General features: G+C 64.6%; 17 protein-coding genes. 9 read left to right on the top strand and 8 right to left on the bottom strand.

Features of this window, described 5'->3' with window-relative positions; all coding sequences use genetic code 11:
- Positions 1-69: 69 nt before the first annotated feature.
- The 3 genes from EV667_RS08555 to lptF all read right to left on the bottom strand — a co-directional run bounded on the left by EV667_RS08555 (position 70) and on the right by lptF (position 4890).
- Positions 70-2364, bottom strand: coding sequence for an LPS-assembly protein LptD (locus EV667_RS08555; protein WP_245516038.1), 2295 nt, complete (start codon positions 2362-2364; stop codon positions 70-72).
- A gap of 230 nt (positions 2365-2594) precedes the next feature.
- Entirely contained in the window at positions 2595-3680 is a 1086-nt protein-coding gene (gene lptG / locus EV667_RS08560; RefSeq protein ID WP_131834814.1) for an LPS export ABC transporter permease LptG, read from the bottom strand.
- 49 nt (positions 3681-3729) lie between these two features.
- A complete protein-coding gene (lptF, locus tag EV667_RS08565) occupies positions 3730-4890 on the bottom strand; it encodes an LPS export ABC transporter permease LptF (protein WP_131834815.1) in 1161 nt (386 codons plus the stop codon).
- A 200-nt stretch (positions 4891-5090) separates the two neighbouring features.
- Between lptF and EV667_RS08570 the strand changes: the two genes are divergently transcribed.
- The 3 genes from EV667_RS08570 (at position 5091) to EV667_RS08580 (ending at position 8724) form a co-directional block, all read left to right on the top strand.
- On the top strand, positions 5091-6599 hold the full coding sequence (locus EV667_RS08570; protein ID WP_131834816.1) for a leucyl aminopeptidase: 1509 nt from the start codon (positions 5091-5093) through the stop codon (positions 6597-6599).
- 49 nt (positions 6600-6648) lie between these two features.
- Positions 6649-7095 carry a DNA polymerase III subunit chi gene (locus EV667_RS08575; protein ID WP_131834817.1) on the top strand — a complete coding sequence of 149 codons (447 nt, stop codon included), beginning with the start codon at positions 6649-6651 and terminating at the stop codon, positions 7093-7095.
- Between the two features lie 300 nt (positions 7096-7395).
- Positions 7396-8724, top strand: coding sequence for a porin (locus tag EV667_RS08580; protein WP_131834818.1), 1329 nt, complete (start codon positions 7396-7398; stop codon positions 8722-8724).
- Between the two features lie 335 nt (positions 8725-9059).
- Here EV667_RS08580 and EV667_RS08585 read toward each other — a convergent pair whose 3' ends face one another.
- The 4 genes from EV667_RS08585 to EV667_RS08600 form a co-directional block, all read right to left on the bottom strand.
- A complete protein-coding gene (locus tag EV667_RS08585) occupies positions 9060-10931 on the bottom strand; it encodes an ABC-F family ATP-binding cassette domain-containing protein (protein WP_131834819.1) in 1872 nt (623 codons plus the stop codon).
- A gap of 75 nt (positions 10932-11006) precedes the next feature.
- The gene (locus tag EV667_RS08590; protein WP_131834820.1) at positions 11007-11564 is read right to left on the bottom strand and encodes a DinB family protein; all 558 of its coding nucleotides are present in this window, start codon (positions 11562-11564) and stop codon (positions 11007-11009) included.
- Between the two features lie 509 nt (positions 11565-12073).
- Positions 12074-12292 (bottom strand): hypothetical protein, encoded by a 219-nt coding sequence (locus EV667_RS08595; protein ID WP_131834821.1) that lies wholly within the window; start codon positions 12290-12292, stop codon positions 12074-12076.
- Positions 12293-12547: 255 nt separating this feature from the next.
- Positions 12548-12754: a hypothetical protein gene (locus tag EV667_RS08600; RefSeq protein ID WP_131834822.1), complete on the bottom strand. Its 207-nt coding sequence runs from the start codon at positions 12752-12754 to the stop codon at positions 12548-12550.
- Between the two features lie 220 nt (positions 12755-12974).
- Here EV667_RS08600 and ndk point away from each other — a divergent pair, with 220 nt between their 5' ends.
- From ndk to EV667_RS08620, 4 genes are all read left to right on the top strand, one after another.
- A complete protein-coding gene (gene ndk / locus EV667_RS08605) occupies positions 12975-13397 on the top strand; it encodes a nucleoside-diphosphate kinase (RefSeq protein WP_018390338.1) in 423 nt (140 codons plus the stop codon).
- 361 nt (positions 13398-13758) lie between these two features.
- Positions 13759-14460, top strand: coding sequence for a TerC family protein (locus tag EV667_RS08610; protein ID WP_131834823.1), 702 nt, complete (start codon positions 13759-13761; stop codon positions 14458-14460).
- A 166-nt stretch (positions 14461-14626) separates the two neighbouring features.
- Positions 14627-15370 carry a TerC family protein gene (locus EV667_RS08615; RefSeq protein WP_131834824.1) on the top strand — a complete coding sequence of 248 codons (744 nt, stop codon included), beginning with the start codon at positions 14627-14629 and terminating at the stop codon, positions 15368-15370.
- A 70-nt stretch (positions 15371-15440) separates the two neighbouring features.
- Positions 15441-17525, top strand: coding sequence for a molybdopterin-containing oxidoreductase family protein (locus EV667_RS08620; protein WP_131834825.1), 2085 nt, complete (start codon positions 15441-15443; stop codon positions 17523-17525).
- Between the two features lie 15 nt (positions 17526-17540).
- On the opposite strand, the gene EV667_RS08625 is transcribed toward EV667_RS08620, so the two are convergent.
- Positions 17541-17750 carry a hypothetical protein gene (locus tag EV667_RS08625; RefSeq protein ID WP_131834826.1) on the bottom strand — a complete coding sequence of 70 codons (210 nt, stop codon included), beginning with the start codon at positions 17748-17750 and terminating at the stop codon, positions 17541-17543.
- Positions 17751-17876: 126 nt separating this feature from the next.
- On the opposite strand from EV667_RS08625, the gene EV667_RS08630 reads away from it, so the two are divergent.
- Together EV667_RS08630 and EV667_RS08635 are read left to right on the top strand one after the other, a co-directional pair.
- Positions 17877-18209, top strand: a complete 333-nt coding sequence (locus tag EV667_RS08630; RefSeq protein WP_131834827.1) for a hypothetical protein — start codon at positions 17877-17879, stop codon at positions 18207-18209.
- Between the two features lie 203 nt (positions 18210-18412).
- The gene (locus EV667_RS08635) at positions 18413-19240 is read left to right on the top strand and encodes a transglutaminase-like domain-containing protein (RefSeq protein ID WP_131834828.1); all 828 of its coding nucleotides are present in this window, start codon (positions 18413-18415) and stop codon (positions 19238-19240) included.
- The last annotated feature ends 11 nt before the right edge of the window (positions 19241-19251 follow it).

Consider the following 19251-nt stretch of genomic DNA (forward strand, 5'->3'; position numbering starts at 1 on the left):
GCTCCACCGCGTCCTCGCCGATCCGCGATGTTCTCGTCGGCGGATGTGGCATCAATGCGACGCCGCAGTCTAGTCGTCGTCGCTGCTGCTAGACCCGACCTGGGTCGAGAACCCGGCTTCACCCAGCGTCTTCAGCGTGAAGGTGACGAGAACCGTGTCGACCCGCTCGCGATTACCGCTCTCCGTGTAGTCCGAGCGGTAGCTGAGCGCGATGCCGAAGCACTCGTCGATGTAGGAGATGCCGAACAGCGTGTAGTCGATCTCGTCGAGATTGAGGTTGTAACGCGCGGCCGCCCGCAGGTTCCAGTTCTCGTTCAGCTTCAGCGTGCCCGTACCGAGAATGCCTTCGCGCTCCTCGTAATAGCCGAGCAGGGGCTGCGCCGTGTAGAGGCCGTAAAGGGCGGACACGGTCAGGTGCTTGTTCACCGTTGCCCGGCCCTCGACCTCGTAGCGCTCGACCGACCAGTCGTCATTGTCAAAGCGAAAGCGGTTGATGAGCGAGAACCTGTCCGTCGGCTGATAGTAGAGCCGGGCGACATAGTCGGAGGCGTCGTCCTCAAGGCCGGATTCGGCGCCCGTATTGGCCATGTCGTAATTGGCGTACGAGTTGGTGCCGAAGATCTGGTAGGACTGGCCGAACAGGGCGTTGATCTGGCCGCCATCGTTGAAGTTGGCGGAATACTGGATGCCCACATTGGCGCGCCCGCCGCCTTCCACGCGGTCATAGCCGGAATATTTGCTGATCTCGAACAGGTTGGTGTCGTCGAAGATCAGGCTCTGCGCGTCTTCGTTCGGGAACTGGCCGATATCGGTCTCGTCCGGGCGGATGATGACCTGGGCGATCGGCTCGATTGTTTGCGTGCCCCAGCTCTGCACGGCAATGAAGGGGTAGCGGTATTCCAGACCGACGGCCGGCATGGCACGGATCAGCTGGTTGTCGCCGCCCGGCAGCCAGGGCGAATCTTCCGTCTGCGCCTGCACCGAGGCGACATCGAGCTGCATGTTGAAGAAGGGCGTCCAGGTCTGGCCGGCGGTGTCGATGAAGGTCCGGCGCCAGTCCACCACGCCGGACAGGCGGGTGTAGCTGCCGACCATGCCGCGCATCAGGCAGTCCTGCCGCTGCTCGATCGGGTTGGTGCCGACCTTGTCGAGGTCGCACTGGTTGGTCGGGCCGTCGTAAAGCGACGGGAAGGTCGGCGCGTAGGCCGCCGAGGTCGCCCGTAGGTCGATTTCGTCTCGCGTCAGGCTGGTAAAATTGATGTCGTAGCTGAGCTGGCCGCCGAACACCGAGTCGCCCAGCGTCTTGCTGTAATCCAGCACCGGATGGACGATCGGTTGCTGACCCTGGATGTCATAGGAGGTCAGGCCGGTGAAATACATCGCCCGCGCGTCGAAATAGGAGCGGTCGCCCTGGCCGACGAGGTAGAGCTGCGAGGTGACTTCACGGGTCGTGGCGTTGATCAGGTTGTAGTCCTGCAGGAAGGTCTCGTCTGACATCAGCCAGCCGTCCCAACCCCAGTACCAGTTCTTGTTGATGTTGAACCGGCCATGCGTCTCAATCACGCCGCGCTGGTCGCGATAGCCAGGCTCTGCCTGCGGCAGCCCGTCCAGGCCTGTGCCCAGGAAGGCATCCTTGTCGAGCTGGTCGATGCCGGCCGCGCGGATGCTGTAGGAGCCGGTTTCAAGCCTGTGCCGGAACTCGGCGTCGAGCATCACGCCCTGCTTGGAGACGATGAGCGGCGAGAACGTCACGTCCATGTTGGGCGCGATGTTCCAGAAATAGGGGATGGTCGCGCCGAAGCCGATTTCCGTCGTGTTGACGAATTGCGGGATCAGGAAGCCGGACTTGCGCTTCACCGTCGGATCGGGAGCCTCAAGGTAGGGAACCCACGCGAACGGGACGCCCAGGAATTCGAGCCTGGCGTCCTCGAAATAGATCATCTGCTCCTTTTCTTTATGGATGATCTTTGCGGCCTTCACCTGCCACATCGGCGGCTTCTGCGGATTTTCCTTACAGGGTTCGCAGGGGGTGTAGGCGCCGCTGGTCAGCACGGTCGTATCGCCATTCTCGCGATCGGCGCGAGCGGCGACGAAATGCATGTCGTCGGGCGAATCGATGCGCAGCGAGTTGACGAAGCCGTTGCTGAAATCCTGCGACAGGTCGAGGTTATCGGCCGCGATGACCGTGCCATCCTTGTCCTTCAGCCGCACGCCGCCCTCGGCCCGCAGCCGGTTTGCGTTGCGGTCGTAGACGACCTTGCGCGCTTCGAGGACAGCCCCGTCATAATAGATCTGGACGTTGCCCTCGGCGATCACCTCGTTGCGGGTGTTGTCGTAGACCAACTCGTCGGCGGTCACGAGCATCTTCGCATCAGGGTCGGTCTGCCGCGTGACAAGGCCACCGGCGAGACCGGCCGGCTGCGAAGCCGTTGTCTGGGCAGTGTTCGTCTGGGCATACGCCAGCGACGCCGGGCCAAAGGCGACCAACGCAACGGAGCCAGCTCCGATAATCAACGCGCAGGCAGAACGGCGCAGGCGACTTCTCAGTCGCGGGATCGCCGAATCTGCCTGGCCGGCTATCACGTTGCCGACCTTCATCCGTCCTCCCGGTGAAGCAGGATGAGAATGCCCATCAATGCTCCTACGCCTGCTGGAAACCATGCTGCTATAATGGGATGCACAATCCCGGCCTCACCGAGGTCCTCGGCGAGCTTGGTGAAAACATAAAGCAGAAAGCCGGCCGCGACGCCACCGAGAATCGTCTGGCCGATGCCGCCGAACCGGAACACGCGCAGGCTCACCGAGGCGGCGATGAGCACCATCGCCAGCAATAGCGCGGGTCGCGCCAGCAGGCTCTGATACTGCAGACGGTAGCGTTCCACGCCAAATCCGACCCGGCTCGCCGCATCGATGGCGGCGGGCAGATCCCAAAACGGAACGGTCTCGCTCTGCAGCGTTTCCTGCACCTGATTGGGAGTGAGATTGGTGGCCAGCATGTACACCTCGTACTCCTGCAAACCTATTGCGGGAGTTAATACGCGCGCATTTTCCAGCCGCCAGGCCCCGGGATCGAGCACCGCGCGGGTTGCCTCGATACGCTCCAGCAGCTTGTCATGCGTGTCGAAAAGGAAAACGTTGACGCCGGTGAGTTCGCGCCCCCCATCGCTGGTGGCCGCCGCCTGGATGATCGCCTGCCCGTCAATGCTCTGCTGGCGGAGCCAGAAGCCGCTGCGGCCCGCCGCGAACAGGCCGGTCTGGCGGTTGAAGATCTCCGCTTCCAGCCGGCTTGCCCGCTCCTTGAACACCGCCGAGACCGGGTTGTAGACGGTTGTGGAAAACGTACCGAGCGCGAGGGCGATCAGCGCTGCTGGGGCAATGAACTGCCAGGCCGAAATGCCCGCGGCGCGCGCCACCACCAATTCCAACCGCCGCGACAGGGTGAGGAAGGTGCCGATGGCGCCGAACAGCACGGCGAAGGGCAGCAGCTGCTCGGTGAAGTACGGCATGCGGTAGAAAACCAGCAGCAGCAGCGTGCTGAAATCGACATCGCGCTCGCCGACGCGGCGCGACAGCTCGAGCAGGTCGATGAGCATGATCAGGGTGGCGCAGCCGACGAAGATGCCCATCACCGAAGTGATGAATCGTCGACCGAAATAGAGCCCCAGCGTGCGCCCGATCATGCCGCCGCTCCGCTGCCGGTGATTTCTTTGTGATCGGCCATCGGGGGGCTCAGTTCACGGTCGCGCGGACGACGCGCTGGGCGAGGCGGTCGATCCGTATGCGAATCGCTTCTGGCATGCGTGGCTTGAACCGCCCGCTCAGTGACGCCATCGCGCCGATGATGAACAGGATCGGCACAAGATAGACGACGGGGATCAGGGCGGGCTCGGTGCGGACCTGGTTGATCAGCCCGAAGCTCGTGATCTGAAGGAAGATGATGAAGGGGGCGGTGCCGGCCAGCGCCAGTCCTCGCCCTTCGCGCGTGGTGCGCGGCTCCGCCAACGCCGCACAGGCGATCGCGAAGAAGGCAAGCACATAGAGCGGCAGCGACAGCCGCCGGTGAAGCTCCTCGGTAAACCGTCCCGTCCCTTCGATCCTGACCATAATATCCTTCGGGTCGGGACTCCACAGATCGCGGAAGGACCGCTCCGGCGCGCGATAGACGGTCGGCTCGCCGCTATTGGTGAAGGGCGAGAGATCGAAGGCGTAGCGCTGGAATTCGACGACATTGCTGTCCGGCTTGCCCGGGGTCCGCCTGTGGATGGCGCCCTCTTCGAGAACCAGAAACGTGCCCTCGGCGGAGTCGATCACTTGGCCGCGCTCGGCGAGATAGGTGTTCACTTCCTTGGGATCGCGCGCATCGTTGATGAAGATGCCGCCGAGCACGCCGTTGGCGTTGCGCTCGCGCACATGGAACACCATTCCCTGCGAAAGGGTGGTGAAACGGCCGGGCTGGGCGATGAAGGCGACCACGTCGGCGCGCACCTGCGTAATCTCGAAGCGGAACTGGCGCATCGCGGCCGGCACGATCTCGATCGACAGCGCGGCGCAGCACGCCGCCACCAGTACGGCGAGAATCACCAGCGGGCGCAGGAAGCGCCACGTGGAGATGCCGGCCGCGCTCGCCACCACGATTTCGGAATCGCTGTTCATCCGGAACAGCGTCTGCGCCACCGCCATGAACAGAGCCGCCGGCGCGAGGCCGAGGATGAGGGCTGGCAGGGCGAGGGCGGTGATGACGACAAAGGCAATGATCGTCTGGCCCTGCGTCGTCATGATGTCGAGTTCGCGCAGGGCCTGCGTCACCCAGATCATGGCGGTAAGTACCAGCAGCGTTCCGAGAAAGGCCGTCGCGGCCGAGCGGAACACATAACGGTCCAGGCGGTTCATCGAGCGGCGTATCCTGATCCCTGTCGGTGAATGCCCGCTGCCCCCGGCGTGGCCATCTTGCGCAAGATGCATAATTGGCCGAGCGCTTCGGCGCAAATCGGGCGGCGCCGCGTTAACGCCGTGACCCTTTGAGGCTCGTCGCCCGTCGCGCATTCGGCTAAAGAGACATAAAGAAAGCCGCGACCAATAAAGGTGCCCCGATGCCCGACCATGTGAAGATCAGTTTCGCCAAGCTTCCGGCCGCTCTGGAAGGGCTCGTCGTACTCCTCGCCGCAGAGCCGGCGGAGGGGGAGACGCCGGACTTCGCGCCGCCCGTCGACGCGCTTCTGGCGCCCGCCGCCACGCTGGTGGCGAGTGCGATGCAGGCGGACCGATTCACCGGCAAATCCGGCAAGGGCATCGACATCCTCGCGCCGACGGGGCTCGACGCCTCCCGCCTCATCGTCATGGGCGTGGGCAAGGTGGCCAGCCTCAAGACCTTTGACTGGCTGAAGCTCGGCGGGGCCATCATGGGTCGCCTGCCGGCCTCGGCCAGGGAGGTGAGCGTGGTTCTGGCGCTGCCGGGCGGCGAGGTGCCGGGTGAGGCGGCGGCTGAACTGGCTCTTGGCCTGCGTCTGCGCGCTTATGCCTTCGACCGATACAAGACGAAGAAGAAGCCCGATGAGGCGACAGCCAAGCCGAAGGTGACTCTCTATATAGAGGACGATGCGGCGGCCAAGCGGGCATGGAAGAAGCGCGAAGGCATCGGCGAGGGCGTGGTGATCGCCCGCGACCTGGTGAACGAGCCCGCCAACGTGCTCACCCCCACCGAATTCGCCAAGCGCGCCGGTGATCTCGCAAAGGTCGGCGTCGATGTCGAGGTGCTGGGCGAGAAGGACCTGAAGAAGCTCGGCATGGGCGCGCTGCTCGGCGTCGGCCAGGGGTCCGCCGAGGAAACCCGCGTCGTGGTGATGCGCTGGAACGGCGGCAAGTCGGGCGAGGCGCCGGTAGCCTTCGTCGGCAAGGGCGTTGTGTTCGACACCGGCGGCATCTCGATCAAGCAGGCTGCCGGCATGGAAGACATGAAGGGCGACATGGCGGGCGCCGCCTGCGTTGTCGGCCTCATGCATGCGCTCGCGAGCCGCAAGGCCAAGGCCAATGTGGTCGGCCTCATCGGTCTGGTGGAGAACATGCCGGACGGCAAGGCGCAGCGCCCGGGCGACATCGTCACCTCGATGTCCGGCCAGACCATCGAGATCATCAACACCGACGCCGAGGGCCGCCTCGTGCTCGGCGACGTGCTCTGGTACGCCAAGGAGCGCTTCAAGCCCCAGTTCATGGTGGACCTCGCCACGCTCACCGGCGCCATCATCGTTGCGCTGGGCACCGAGCATGCGGGCTTGTTCTCCAACAACGACATTCTGGCCGAGCGGCTGGCCGATTCGGGGCTGACGACGGGCGAGAAGGTGTGGCGCCTGCCGCTCTCGGCGGAATACGACAAGCTCATCGATTCGAAGTTTGCCGACATGAAGAACACCGGCGGGCGCTTTGGCGGCTCGATCACCGCGGCGCAGTTCATCCAGCGCTTCGTCGGCGACGTGCCGTGGGCGCATCTCGATATTGCCGGCACCGCCATGTCCTCGCCCGCCACCGAGTTCAACCGCAGCTGGGGTTCGGGCTGGGGCGTGCGCCTGCTCGACGATCTGGTGGCGCGTCACTACGAATCGTGACGCCCGTTCGCGAGCGGTCGTGCCGGCAAGGGAAGAGGGGAGGCGTTTCATGAGCGAAGTGTTCTTCTATCACCTGCAGAACCGGCCGCTCGACGCCGCCTTGCCCCAGCTCCTGGAGAAGTGCCTGGAGCGGGGATGGCGCTGTGCGGTGCAGGCGAGTTCCCCGGAGCGGGTCGAGGCGCTGGACGCTCTCCTCTGGACCTATGACGACAGTTCTTTCCTGCCGCATGGCACCGATCGCCAGGCCGAGCCGGCGCGCCAGCCGATTCTCCTCACCACCGACGAATCAAATTCCAACGGCGCCGTGGTCCGTTTCCTGGTCGACGGCGCCGTGATCCCCGATGTCGGCAGCTATCAGCGGGTCATCCATCTGTTTGATGGCAACGATTCCGAGGCTGTCGCGCCTGTCCGTCAGGCCTGGCGCGACGCCCGTGCCGCCGGGCATGACGTGACCTACTGGCAGCAGGACGCCAACGGTCGCTGGCAGCGGCGCTGATTGGGGCCTCGAAGGGGCACCCGGTGCCACAATCGGCACGCCCACCTTCCTGCATGTGCCCGTTAACCCCTGATTTACCAACGTTTTTCGCAATGTTCGTGCGCGTTCCGTCCAGGAACAGGGTGGCGTGAAAATTGTGTCTCGATGGCAACACTTCGTTGCGGAATAGGCAGGAGGGGCCGTTTGGTACCACTTTGGCTTTGCACCGCCCGGTGGTTTCGAACAGTATCGCTGTGGGTGCCGCGCCGTGCGGCGGGTCCTGACAATTGAAAACCCAACATTGGTCCAATTTGGGGGAGAATGAAATTGAAGACGGTCATTAAGAATGTGCTGCTCGGTTCGGTTGCCGGGCTTGCTATGGTCGGTACCGCTGCGGCGGCTGATCTGCCGGTGAAGGCGAAGGCTGCGGAATATGTGAAGATCTGCTCCACCTATGGCGCGGGCTTCTACTACATCCCCGGCACCGACACCTGCCTCAAGGTTGGTGGCTACGTCACCGCCGACACCTACTACACCGACATCGACGCCAAGTCGCGTTACACCTCGCCGGACCTTCTCATCCGCAACTCGGATGATCCGGACGGTCAGAGCTACTTCCTGACCCGCGTCGGCGTTCAGCTCGACGCCCGCACGCAGACCGAATACGGCACCCTGCGTTCGTACTTCGAAGGCCGCTTTAATGCGGGTGAAGACTACGGCTTCGGTCAGGAAATCGAGACCGGCGAGTTTGACTTCAGCGACGGCTCGGTCAACTCGGCCCAGATGAAGTACGGCTACATCCAGTTCGCCGGCTTCACCTTCGGTCGCGCCACCTCGGCGTTTGACTTCTGGGCCGGCGACGGCTGGCAGGGCATTCAGCCGGGTTCGTTCTACTCGGACACCACGCTGAACGTGGTCCAGTACACCGCTGACTTCGGCAACGGCTTCTCGGCGACCATCGCTCTTGAAGACTCGTATGGCCGTGAAGACCAGTACGCGAACTTCGTTGAGCTCGATGGCCAGCAGGTTCCGGACATCGTTGCCAACATCGCTTATGAAGGCACCTGGGGTGCGTTCAAGATCGCCGGCGCTTATCACCAGATCGGCAATTACGATCCGCTGACGCCCGATCTGGCGCCGTTCTTCAGCTCGGACGACTCCGGTTGGGCCGCACTGGCTGGCGTTCGCTTCGACTTCGCTGAGACCACCACCCTGTACGTTGAAGGCGCTTACGCCTCTGGCGCTCCGGGCTATCTCGGCCTGGCCGGCACGATCCCGGTTGTCGACCTCTATGGCAACGGCATCGCTGGCTGGTATGTCGGCGGCGCGCTGATCCACTACTGGACCCCCTCGGTGTTCACCACCCTCGTTGGTAGCTACACCCAGAGCGATAACTTCCAGACCGAATACGCTTTCGTTTACGGGCCGGTTACGGATCCGTCTGTCGTCAGCGGCATCGCTTCGACCGACTTCACCGGCTACAATGTCGGCGTCAACATCGGTTGGGTTCCGGTCAAGGGTCTGACCCTCGTCCTGCAGTATGACTACCTCAGCGCCGAATACGCTGGTACCGACTACATCAACACCGCTGCGGTTTCGACCGAAGCCACCCAGAACCGCATCACCTTCTCGGCGAAGCGTTCTTTCTGATCTCTTCCGAGATTGGCTCTGCGGAAAGCCCCGGCCTTGTGCCGGGGCTTTTTGCTTTTGGAACTTTGACGGTCAAAAGACGTATCCCCACCAACCCCGCACCCCTCCGAGCAAGGGCGGAAGATGGTGCGTCTCGGAAACGAGGCCGGGCTATGGGGCTGACGGCGGGGTGTGCGAGCAGCGGAGCAGAGGCCCATTCGCACGCCGCGTCGTGCGGCTCGCCCTCCAACGCTTGCCAAAGACCGCGCTATCCAATCCGCTTGCGGGACAGGCTGATCGGCGCACGCTCTAGAGGGCGCGCTGCCGTGCGCTCGGTTTGAGGGCGGAGGTGCGCCCTAGGACGCGGTCGCCTCGTCGAGGCTCGCCGATGCGCGCAGCCAATCCTCTTCCGTCCGGGCGAGGGCTTCGGCCGCCGCCGCGCGCTCCCGGGCCAGACGCTGCGCATCGAGCGGAGCCCGCGTGTAGAGCGTATCGTCGGCGAGCTTTGCGTCGAGCGTGGCAATGCCGCGCTCCAGCTTCACGATGGCCGCCTCCAACTCCTTGATGCGCTTGCGCAACGGCGCGGTCTCCGTGCGCCGGTCGGCTGCCTGCCGCCGCTCGTCGGCGCGGGTGCCGGACGCCTCTTTGCGCGACGCCGAGGCGCTGCGGCCGACGACAAGCTTCTGGTACTCGTCGAGATCGCCGTCATAGGGACGCACGGTCCCCTCCGCGACCAGCCAGAGGCGCTCGGCGCTGGCGTCGAGAAGTGTGCGGTCATGGCTGATGAGGATGACGGCGCCGGGAAAATCGTTGATCGCCTCGGTCAGCGCCTGCCGGGCGGCAATGTCGAGATGGTTGGTCGGCTCATCGAGGATCAGCAGGTGCGGCCCGTGAAAGGCGGCGAGGCCAAGCAGCAGCCGCGCCTTCTCGCCACCCGACAGCGCCGCGATCGTCGTATTGGCCGTCGGACCGGAAAAGCCCATCTCGGCCGCGCGTGAGCGCACCTTGGCTTCCGGCGCTTCCGGCATCAGCCGGCGCACATGGTCATAGACTGTCTCATCGGCCACGAGTTCGTCGAGCTGGTGCTGGGCGAGGTAGGCAATCTCCAGCCCGGCGGCACGCACCATGGCGCCGCTCAGCGGCGCCAGCCGGCCGGAAATCAGCTTCGCAAAGGTGGACTTGCCGTTTCCGTTGGGACCGAGCAGGGCGATGCGGTCGTCATGGTCGATGCGGAGCGTCAGGCCGCGCAGGATCGGCTTGCCCGGCTCATAGCCGGCCGAAACACCGTCGAGAGTAAGAATGGGCGGGGAGGGGATGCGCTCGGGATGGCGGATGGAGATGGCGGCGGCCTGCTCGCTGGCGGCGGCGGCGATCGGCGCCATGCGGGCCAACGCTTTCAGCCGGGACTGCGCCTGCTTGGCCTTGGTCGCCTTGGCGCGGAAGCGCTCGACAAAGGCTTCCATGTGCTTGCGCTTGGCTTCCTGCTTGAGCCGGGCTTTCTGGTCGACCACAAGCTTTTCGGCCCGTTGGCGCTCGAAGGAATCATAGCCTCCACGCCAGAGTGTGAGCTTGCCTTGGTCGAGATGCAGGATGAACCCGACGGATTCGTTGAGCAGTTCGCGGTCATGGCTGACGATGAGCACGGTGCGGGGATAGCGGGCGAGAAAGTCCTGCAGCCATAGCGTGCCTTCGAGATCGAGATAATTGGTCGGTTCGTCGAGCAGCAGCAGGTCCGGCTCGGCGAAGAGCAGGGCGGCTAGGGCCACCCGCATGCGCCAGCCGCCGGAGAATTCCGAGCAGGGGCGTTGCTGGGCGGCGTCGTCGAAGCCGAGACCGGCAAGAATGCGTGCCGCGCGGGCCGGGGCGGCGTGGCCGTCGATGTCGACAAGGCGCAGTTCGATCTCGGCGATCCGTGCGGGATCGCTGGCGTCAACCCGTTCCGTCAACAGCCTGGCGCGCTCGATATCGGCCGCGAGCACCACGTCGATCAGTTTCTCGGGTCCCGCCGGCGCCTCCTGTGCCACCTGGCCGATGCGGGCGGCGGCGGGAATGCGGATGTCGCCGCTCTCCAGTTCCAGATCGCCGGTGATGGCACGGAACAGCGTGGTCTTGCCGGTGCCGTTGCGGCCGACTAGCCCGATCCGGGCACCCTCCGGCAGAGCCACGGAGGCGTGGTCAATGAGAAGCCGGCCGGCAATGCGGAGCGAAATATCGTCGAGGATGATCATGCCCGTCTTGTGCCGTGCTGCGAGCCGGCGGGCAAGAGAGGCGTGCCGCCAGAATTGAGCGGGCAGCCGCGCAGGTCACCCGGTGCGGGCGACGCCGTTTTCACGCTGGAAGGCGATCAGGTCGAGCGGGGGTGCGGCGGCGTTGCCGAGGAGGCCGCTGATCAGGCAGTGCACCTGCCCGCGATGATGGGTCTGGTGGTTGAAAACATGGTCGAGCACGGTGGCGAGAGGCTGGGTGAAGTGGTCGCCGGCGACATTGGCATAGGTGAGATCGGCCGCCAGTGCCTGCGCGTCGAGGCTCTCGACATGGGCGAGAATACGCTCGTCCTCGGCAATGCGGGCCCGCGTGAGTCCCGGCAGGGTCTCGAACAGGATGGTGTCGAGCCCGCCTGGCTCCTCGCCGCTGCCGGTGATCCGGCGCATCCATAGCCGGTCACCGACCAGGATATGGTTGAGCGTGCCATGCACCGAACCGAAAAAGGCGCCCCGATCGGTGCGGTACTGTACGTCGCTGAGATGGGCGGAGGCGGCGTAAAGGCGCCGGTTCGCCCATCCATTATAGGCAGCGAAGTCGCGGTAGCGGCGTGTGACGAGATGCTCGAAGGCGTATTGGGGCGGAGTGGCTGTCGGCATCGCTGGGAATCCCCCGTCCGGATGCCATCGGTGGCAACCGTATCGGGCCATAGTGCGTTGGCGAGCCGAGCCTGGCCAATTCGCTCTGGTGATCGAAGCCATCACATCCGCGATGCCCAGCGATGGCCGAGCGAATAGCGGGCGGCGAAAAAGGAAACGCCCCGATCCTGCGGGAAGCAGAACCGGAGCGTTTGCGTCGGGCCTCCGCCGGGTCGGCGGGAACGGTGGGTGCCGTCGGCTTTCCGTTGCCGGAATGGACGTATCTTGCACGTCGCGCGGCAACGGCCGCTGAACGCTTCGTTGGCGATTGTTCATGCTGCGCGCCGGAGCGGACGAGAACAAAAAATGCCCCGGCTCCTTGGGGGAGAAGCCGGGGCTGATGGGCTCGCGTTGGGGCTTGGGGGAGTGGGGATGCCGCGAGCCTAACCTTAAAAAAGAATGGAGCGTGAGCGGGACGAGGAACTGCGGGCCAATCAGGCAACCCTACCGGGTAAGCCCGACTTCACGCCTCAGTAGCAAACGGGACGCTCGACCTCGACCATGCGGCCGGCATCGCTCACCCAGCGCGACTGCATCACGCAATCACCCGCGACCTGCTCAACCGGGATTTCCACCGTCGCGACAGGCATCTGACGTTTGAAATAACCCGTGGCGTCGGCCGCACCCACGAAGAGGGCGGTAAAACCCATGGCGGCAGCAACGGCACTGATGGCAATGGCCTTGTACATCTCGGCACCTCATCCACCTGCCGGTGGATGAACCACCGGAATTCATTTGGTCATTACGTCGCTCACGACTGCGGAAGGAAACACGAAGCACAAGAAACCAACTGCTGCGTCGCCACCCCAAGTGGCCGGCCCAGCGGAACGAAACGTTTTGCGTTCGTTCATCCGTATCTGCCTCATTCCGTCCGTTAACACCCCCTTAACGTGCGAACTCTTCAGGAAGTTCCAAGAGGTAATCATGAAGTCGTGATCGCACGGCTACTGGGCGAATACGCAGCGCCTTTCCTTAACCCAGCGCGGCGCTCCCTCGGTGAACACCGCGCGGCGCTCCAGGAAGCAGGTCTTGTAGCCGGCCGGCTGCCGCGACGGATCTGTGGTCGCATCGGCGACAGGCAGGAAGGGGAGGGCGAGGAGCCCGACGAGAACAGCCGCCAGAGCCGACGCGGCGACAACGCACTTCTTCATTTGGGCAACATCCTGAGCTGCGGCACGGGCCGCTCCGTTGCTAAGCAAATGAGCCCGCCGGGGTTCCGGCGCAAGGCAGGGGTTTCGAATCCACACGATCCTCCGGCGCGGGTACCAAGGCCTTGTCGAAAACGCCGCCCGCGCTTCTCTTGTCCGCGGGCGGAGGCGCCGCTATAAGCCGCTGCGAACCTTTCCCCTCGCTATCTCTAGGAAGCACGTCATGGCGCTCGAGCGCACTTTTTCGATCATCAAGCCCGACGCCACCCGTCGTAATCTCACGGGCGCGATCAACGCCACCATCGAGAAGGCCGGCCTGCGTATCGTCGCGCAGAAGCGCATGCTGCTCACCCGCGCCCAGGCCGAGACCTTCTATGGCGTCCACAAGGAGCGCCCCTTCTTCGGCGAACTCGTGGACTTCATGATCTCCGAGCCGATCGTCGTGCAGGTGCTGGAAGGCGAAGACGCCGTCGCCAAGTATCGCGAAGTGATGGGCGCCACCAACCCGGCCAATGCGGCCGAGGGCACCATCCGCAAGGAATTCGCCCTCTCGGTCGGCGAGAATTCGGCCCATGGCTCCGACAGCCTGGAGAATGCGCAGATCGAGATCGCGCAGTTCTTCGCCGGTAACGAGATCGTCGGCTGACCTTATCGCCGTCTTCGGCCAACAGCGTTCGCACCCCGTCCGGTCCGGCGGATGGGGTGTTTCTTTTCGCACAGCAGCGTAGATTAAGCGTCCGCAGCATCATTTGCTGCAAAAAATGCGGTATTCGGGCTTGGCCACCGCATGGATTATTATGTATGTTCCTGCGATGGGCGCTGCGGGGGTCCGGCCATGGAGAAGTGGCCCGCAGCGGGGATGCCGTTAATGGCGCGCCAAGAGCGCCCGGGAGTGGGCCCGCCGGAGCCACCTCCTCTTGCCTCACCAAAAATAATGGCGCGCCAACGCCGACAGAACAAACTTGAGTCCTGCCCGCATCCGGGTGGGAAGGTGAGGGAATGACCACATGGATTATCTTGAGCCGCTCTTCTGGCTAGCCCTGTTAAAAATCATCTGGATCAACGTCCTGCTTTCCGGCGACAATGCCGTCGTCATCGCCATGGCGTGCCGCTCGCTGCCCGACAGAATGCGCCGCACCGGCATGATTCTCGGTGCCGCCGTCGCGGTTGGCATGCGTATCGTGTTCACGGCCATCATCGCGGTGCTGCTGGGCCTGCCCTGGCTGCGCGTCATCGGCGCGCTGGCGCTGATGTACATTGCGGTAGACCTTGTGCTCCCCGAAGAGGCCGATGAAGGCGGCGTCGCGGCGCACGACAATCTGTGGCGCGCGGTCGGCACCATTGCCGTCGCCGATCTGGTGATGAGCCTCGACAATGTGGTCGCCATCGCCGCCGTCGCCGATGGCAACTGGACGCTCATCATCATCGGCCTGGTCATTTCCATCCCCATGATCATCGCCGGCGCGGCGCTGATCATGAGCCTGCTGGCGCGCTTCCCCTTCCTGGTGTGGGCCGGCGCGGCTTTGCTGGGCTGGGTCGCGGGCGAGATGTTCGTCTCGGATATCAAGGTGCTGGATTATTTCGGCGAGGCGATGGTCCACCACTATGAATACGCGGCGGCGGCTGCCGGTGCGGTGATCGTGCTCGGCACGGGCTGGGCCCTGGCCCGGCTGAAGGGTTCGCATGCGGCGGGACCGCACGGCTCGTAATGTAATCGGGATTCCCTCCCCAGCAGCGCCCGCGACCTCACCCGTCGCGGGCGCTGCCCGTTTGGACGGTACATTCTGGCGTACTTAATAATGTATTCCAGAGATGTCGCCGGTGGGCTGGGAAGTCCTTCCCCTGTTTCTAAATTCGACCCTCGGAGAGGACACGATGGATTTCTCAAGCCCGATCTTCTGGGTGGCACTGCTCCAGATCATCTGGATCGACCTGCTGCTTTCCGGCGACAATGCGGTGGTCATCGCGCTCGCCTGCCGCTCGCTGCCCGAGAAGCAGCGCAAATGGGGCATTCTGCTCGGCGCCGGCGCGGCGGTGGGCCTGCGCATCATCTTTGCGCTCGTGGTCTCCTACATGCTCGGCGTGCCGTTCCTGAAGGTAGTCGGTGGCGTGCTGCTGTTCTGGATCGCCATCAAGCTGGTGCTCGACGAGGGCGCCGAGGGGCATCATGTCGAAGGCGCCGACAGCCTGTGGAAGGCGGTTCGTACCATCGCCATCGCCGACGCGGTGATGAGCCTCGACAATGTGGTGGCCATCGCCGCCGCCGCGCGCGGCCATGCGGAGCTGTTCATTTTCGGCCTGCTGCTCACCATCCCGCTGATTATCTTCGGCTCGCAGTTGATCCTGAAGCTGATTTCGCGCTTCCCGATCCTCATCTGGTTCGGCGCGGCGCTGCTGGGCTGGATCGCTGGCGAAATGCTGGTCAGCGACAAGGTGGTGCTGGAGACGATGCAGGGAATGGCTCCCTGGCTGGTCGACGTGATCGCCGATCCCGAGGACCCGGTCGGGCTGAAGCCCTCCGCCATCCCGCACTATCTCGCGGCCGTGGTCGGCGCGGTGTTCGTGATCAGCTTCGGCTGGATCGTGAAGAGCCGCCGCCGCGAGGCGACCGCGCACTGAGCGTGGGCGTAACCGCGTAGGTGTAAAAAAGGGAGGCGCTCCGCTAGGATACTGGCGGAGCGCCTTTTTCATGAATCAGCATCTCTCGCCTGCCCGCACCGCCTCTTCCGCCTGCCCCCATGACTGCCCCTCCACCTGCGCGCTGGAGATCGAGGTCGTGGACGGGCGCATCGGCCGCGTGCGCGGCGCGCGCGACAACAGCTTCACCGCCGGAATCATTTGCGCCAAGGTCGCGCGCTACGCCGAGCGGGCGAACCATCCCGACAGGCTGACCCGCCCGCTGCGCCGCATGGGCGCGAAAGGCAATGGCGCCTACGCACCCATCGGCTGGGACGAGGCGCTGGACGAGATCGCCCACCAGTTCCGCGAGGCCGAGCGCCGCTTCGGGCCGGAAGCGGTATGGCCCTATTACTACGCCGGCACGATGGGGCTGGTGATGCGCGACGGCATCAACCGGCTGACCCGCGCCAAGGGCTATTCGCGCTTCTTTTCCAGCATCTGCGTCAACCCGGCCTGGAGCGGGTTCATGGCCGGCACCGGCAAGCTCGCCGGGCCGGACCCGCGCGAAATGGCCAAGAGCGACTTTGTCGTCATCTGGGGCACCAACCCGGTGTCGACCCAGATCAACGTGATGACGCACGCTATCCGCGCCCGCAAGGAGCGCGGGGCCAAGATCGCCGTGGTCGATGTCTACCGCTCGCCCACCATGGAGCAGGCGGACATTTCCGTTCTCATCCGGCCGGGGACGGATGGGGCGCTGGCCTGCGCGGTGATGCATGTGCTGTTTCGCGACGGCTTTGCCGACCGCGACTATCTCGCTGAATTTGCTGATGACGCGGAGGGTTTCGAGGCTCATCTCGCCGAGCGCACGCCTGAATGGGCTGCTGCCATCACCGGACTGCCGGCTGCAGAAATCGAGGCGTTCGCGCAGTTCATCGGACGCACGCCGAAAACCTTCATCCGCGCCGGCTATGGCTTCACCCGCTCGCGCAACGGCGCGGTGGCGATGCACGCGGTGAGCTGCATTCCCACCATTACCGGGTCGTGGAAGCATGAGGGCGGCGGGGTGTTCCACTCCAACAGCGCCATCTATGGCTGGAACAAGACGATGGTGGAGGGGCTGGACATCCCCACCCGCGCGCGGGAGCTTGACCAGTCGCGCATCGGCGACATCCTGACCGGCGACCCCGAGGCGCTGCTCGGCGGCCCGCCAGTGAGTGCGATGCTGATCCAGAACACCAACCCGGTCTCCGTCGCGCCCGACCAGGAGACGGTGCGGCGCGGCTTTGCGCGCGAGGACCTGTTTGTCGCCGTGCATGAGCAGTTCATGACTGAGACGGCTGCCATGGCCGACATCGTTCTGCCGGCGACCATGTTCACCGAGCATGACGACCTCTACCAGGGCGGCGGCAACCAATATGTCATTCTCGGCCCCAAGCTGGTCGAGCCGATGGGCGAGTGCCGCAGCAATCACGAGGTGATCGGCGCGTTGGCCGACCGTCTCGGCGCCGTGCATGAGGGCTTCCAGATGAGCCCGCGCGATCATATCGACTTTATGCTGCGGGCGGCCGGGCGCGGAACGGTGGAAGCGCTGGAAGAAGCGCGCTTCCTCGACATCCAGCCCGATTTCGCCACCGCCCATTATGAGAAGGGCTTCAACTGGCCCGATGGCAAATTCCGCCTGAAGCCGGACTGGGCCCGCTCGCGGTTCTCCTCCCCGGCGAAGTTCGGGCCGGTCGAGGACATGCCGGCATGGCCGGACCACTGGGCGGTGATCGAGGAAGCGACAGCGGAGTATCCGTTCCGCCTCGTCACCGCGCCCGCGCGCTCCTTCCTCAACTCGACCTTCACCGAAACCGAGGGCTCGCTGGTGCGCGAGAAGCGGCCGGAACTGCTGCTCCACCCTGAGGATGCGGCGGCGCTGGAGATCGGCGATGGCGACCTTGTCGTCGTGACCAGCGCGCGCGGCCAAGTGCAGCTCCACGCCCGCCTGTTCGACGGCCTGCGGCGCGGCGTGGTGGTGGCGGAATCGATCTGGCCCAACCGCGCCCATGAGGGCGGGCGCGGCATCAACAGCCTCACCGGCGCCGACCCCGTCGCCCCGGCCGGCGGCGCCGCGCTGCACGACAACCGGGTGCGGATCGGGAGGGTGTGAGGGGGACGGCCGGTTTTAATCCGGGTGCTCTCCGGCAGCGGTCGTCGCCAGGCGGGTGTCCACCCACGAACGTATTCCGCGCTCGTCTGCACGCTGCAGGAGGGTGCGAAGTGTGTCGCTGAAATCGCTGCCGGCGGCGGCTTCTTTCGCAATAGCGAGGGGGACTGTGTGGAGCAGGTCCGCCAGCGCGAAGCTAACGTTGTTGTCGCCTTCGCGGGACGCCATGCGTATCTCGATGAACGCATCGTATAGAAGTCTGCATATCCTAGTCAGGTTTGCGTTTTCCACAGTTTGGTCTCCCGTCCTTGAGGCTGCTGCGGTCGAGCGATTGGTAGGTTGTTGAGAGGCGCTATGCCGAAGATCAGGGATATGCTGTCGCCCGAGGATGTCGATATGGTCGGCCGTGCGGTAAAAGCCGCGACTGAGGGCGACTTCTTCCCCGAAATAGAGTTCTCCACGATATTCGGCATCGATAGAGCAACGTTGCGGCGCGTCTATGTGGGCTGGCCTGAGCCAGAGATGGACTTGCGGGACTTCAGGCTCGCTGTGCTCGACACGCTGAACAACCTGACCGGTTATCCCCACAACATGGATGACGAACTCGCCTACTACGTGCCTGAGGGCATCGAAGCGCTTCTAAGGGTGCAGCGCGAACTGAGAGCCCGCTGGCCGGGCGGCCATTAGGGGCGATCATGCTTGCATGGCCTGCGTGGCACGGGTTACGCCGGGAGCGCACGCGATGGGGCCGGCAGAGGGGAGGGCCACGCCGACTCGGCCGCGAAATGCGCCACCGTCGTAAATTTCCCGGCCAAGAGGTGGTACCTGAGGGGAACCGATCGTCCCCATCGGCGTCATATCGACATCTCTCCTCGTAGCGGAACCACCTCATGAGATTCAACGTCGCCTCCCGGCTCGCCTATGAGGTGCGCGACAGGGCCGTCTTCATCCTCAACATCGAGGCGGCGGCGCTGCGCCACCAGACGATTCTCTCGGAAACGCTGAAGCTCACCCCCGCCGTCGCGCTGGAGCGGCACGATCTGGCGGGCGGCACGCGGCTGGTGCGCGTGGTGGTGGAGCCCGGCCGGTTCGAGGTCGCCTATGACGCGACGGTCGAGCTGGCGATGCTCGATGCCGACCCCTCCCATGTCAGCGAGACGCCGGTGGCGGAACTGCCGCTGGAGGTGGTGCCTTTCCTCAACCCCAGCCGCTACTGCCAGTCCGACCAGCTGGGGCGCTTCGCCTATCACCAGTTCGGAGGCCTGCCGCCCGGCCATGAGCGGGTGACGGCGATCTGCAACTGGATCTACGACAATGTCGAATATCTCAGCGGCAGCACCAATTCCGAAACCTCGGCCTATGACACGATGGTGCAGCGCGCCGGCGTGTGCCGGGATTTCGCCCATCTCGGCATCGCCTTCTGCCGCGCTCTGTCGATTCCCTCGCGCTTCGCCAGTTCCTATGCCTGGCAACTCGACCCGCCGGATTTCCACGCGGTGTTCGAGTGCTATCTCGACGGCGCCTGGTATGTGTTCGACCCCACCCGCAAGGCGGCGCTGCAGGGGCTGGTGCGGATCGGCGTCGGCCGCGACGCGGCGGATGCCGCCTTCGCCACCATCTATGGCGACGCGATGATGACCGACCTGCAGGTGTCGATCGCCCCGCTCGACGAGGTGACGCAGGCCGCGCCGACGCTGCGGGCGGTGGGGATCGCTTAGAGCCAAGCGGG

It is taken from the genome of Ancylobacter aquaticus (assembly GCF_004339465.1).
Classification (GTDB): Bacteria; Pseudomonadota; Alphaproteobacteria; order Rhizobiales; family Xanthobacteraceae; genus Ancylobacter; species Ancylobacter aquaticus.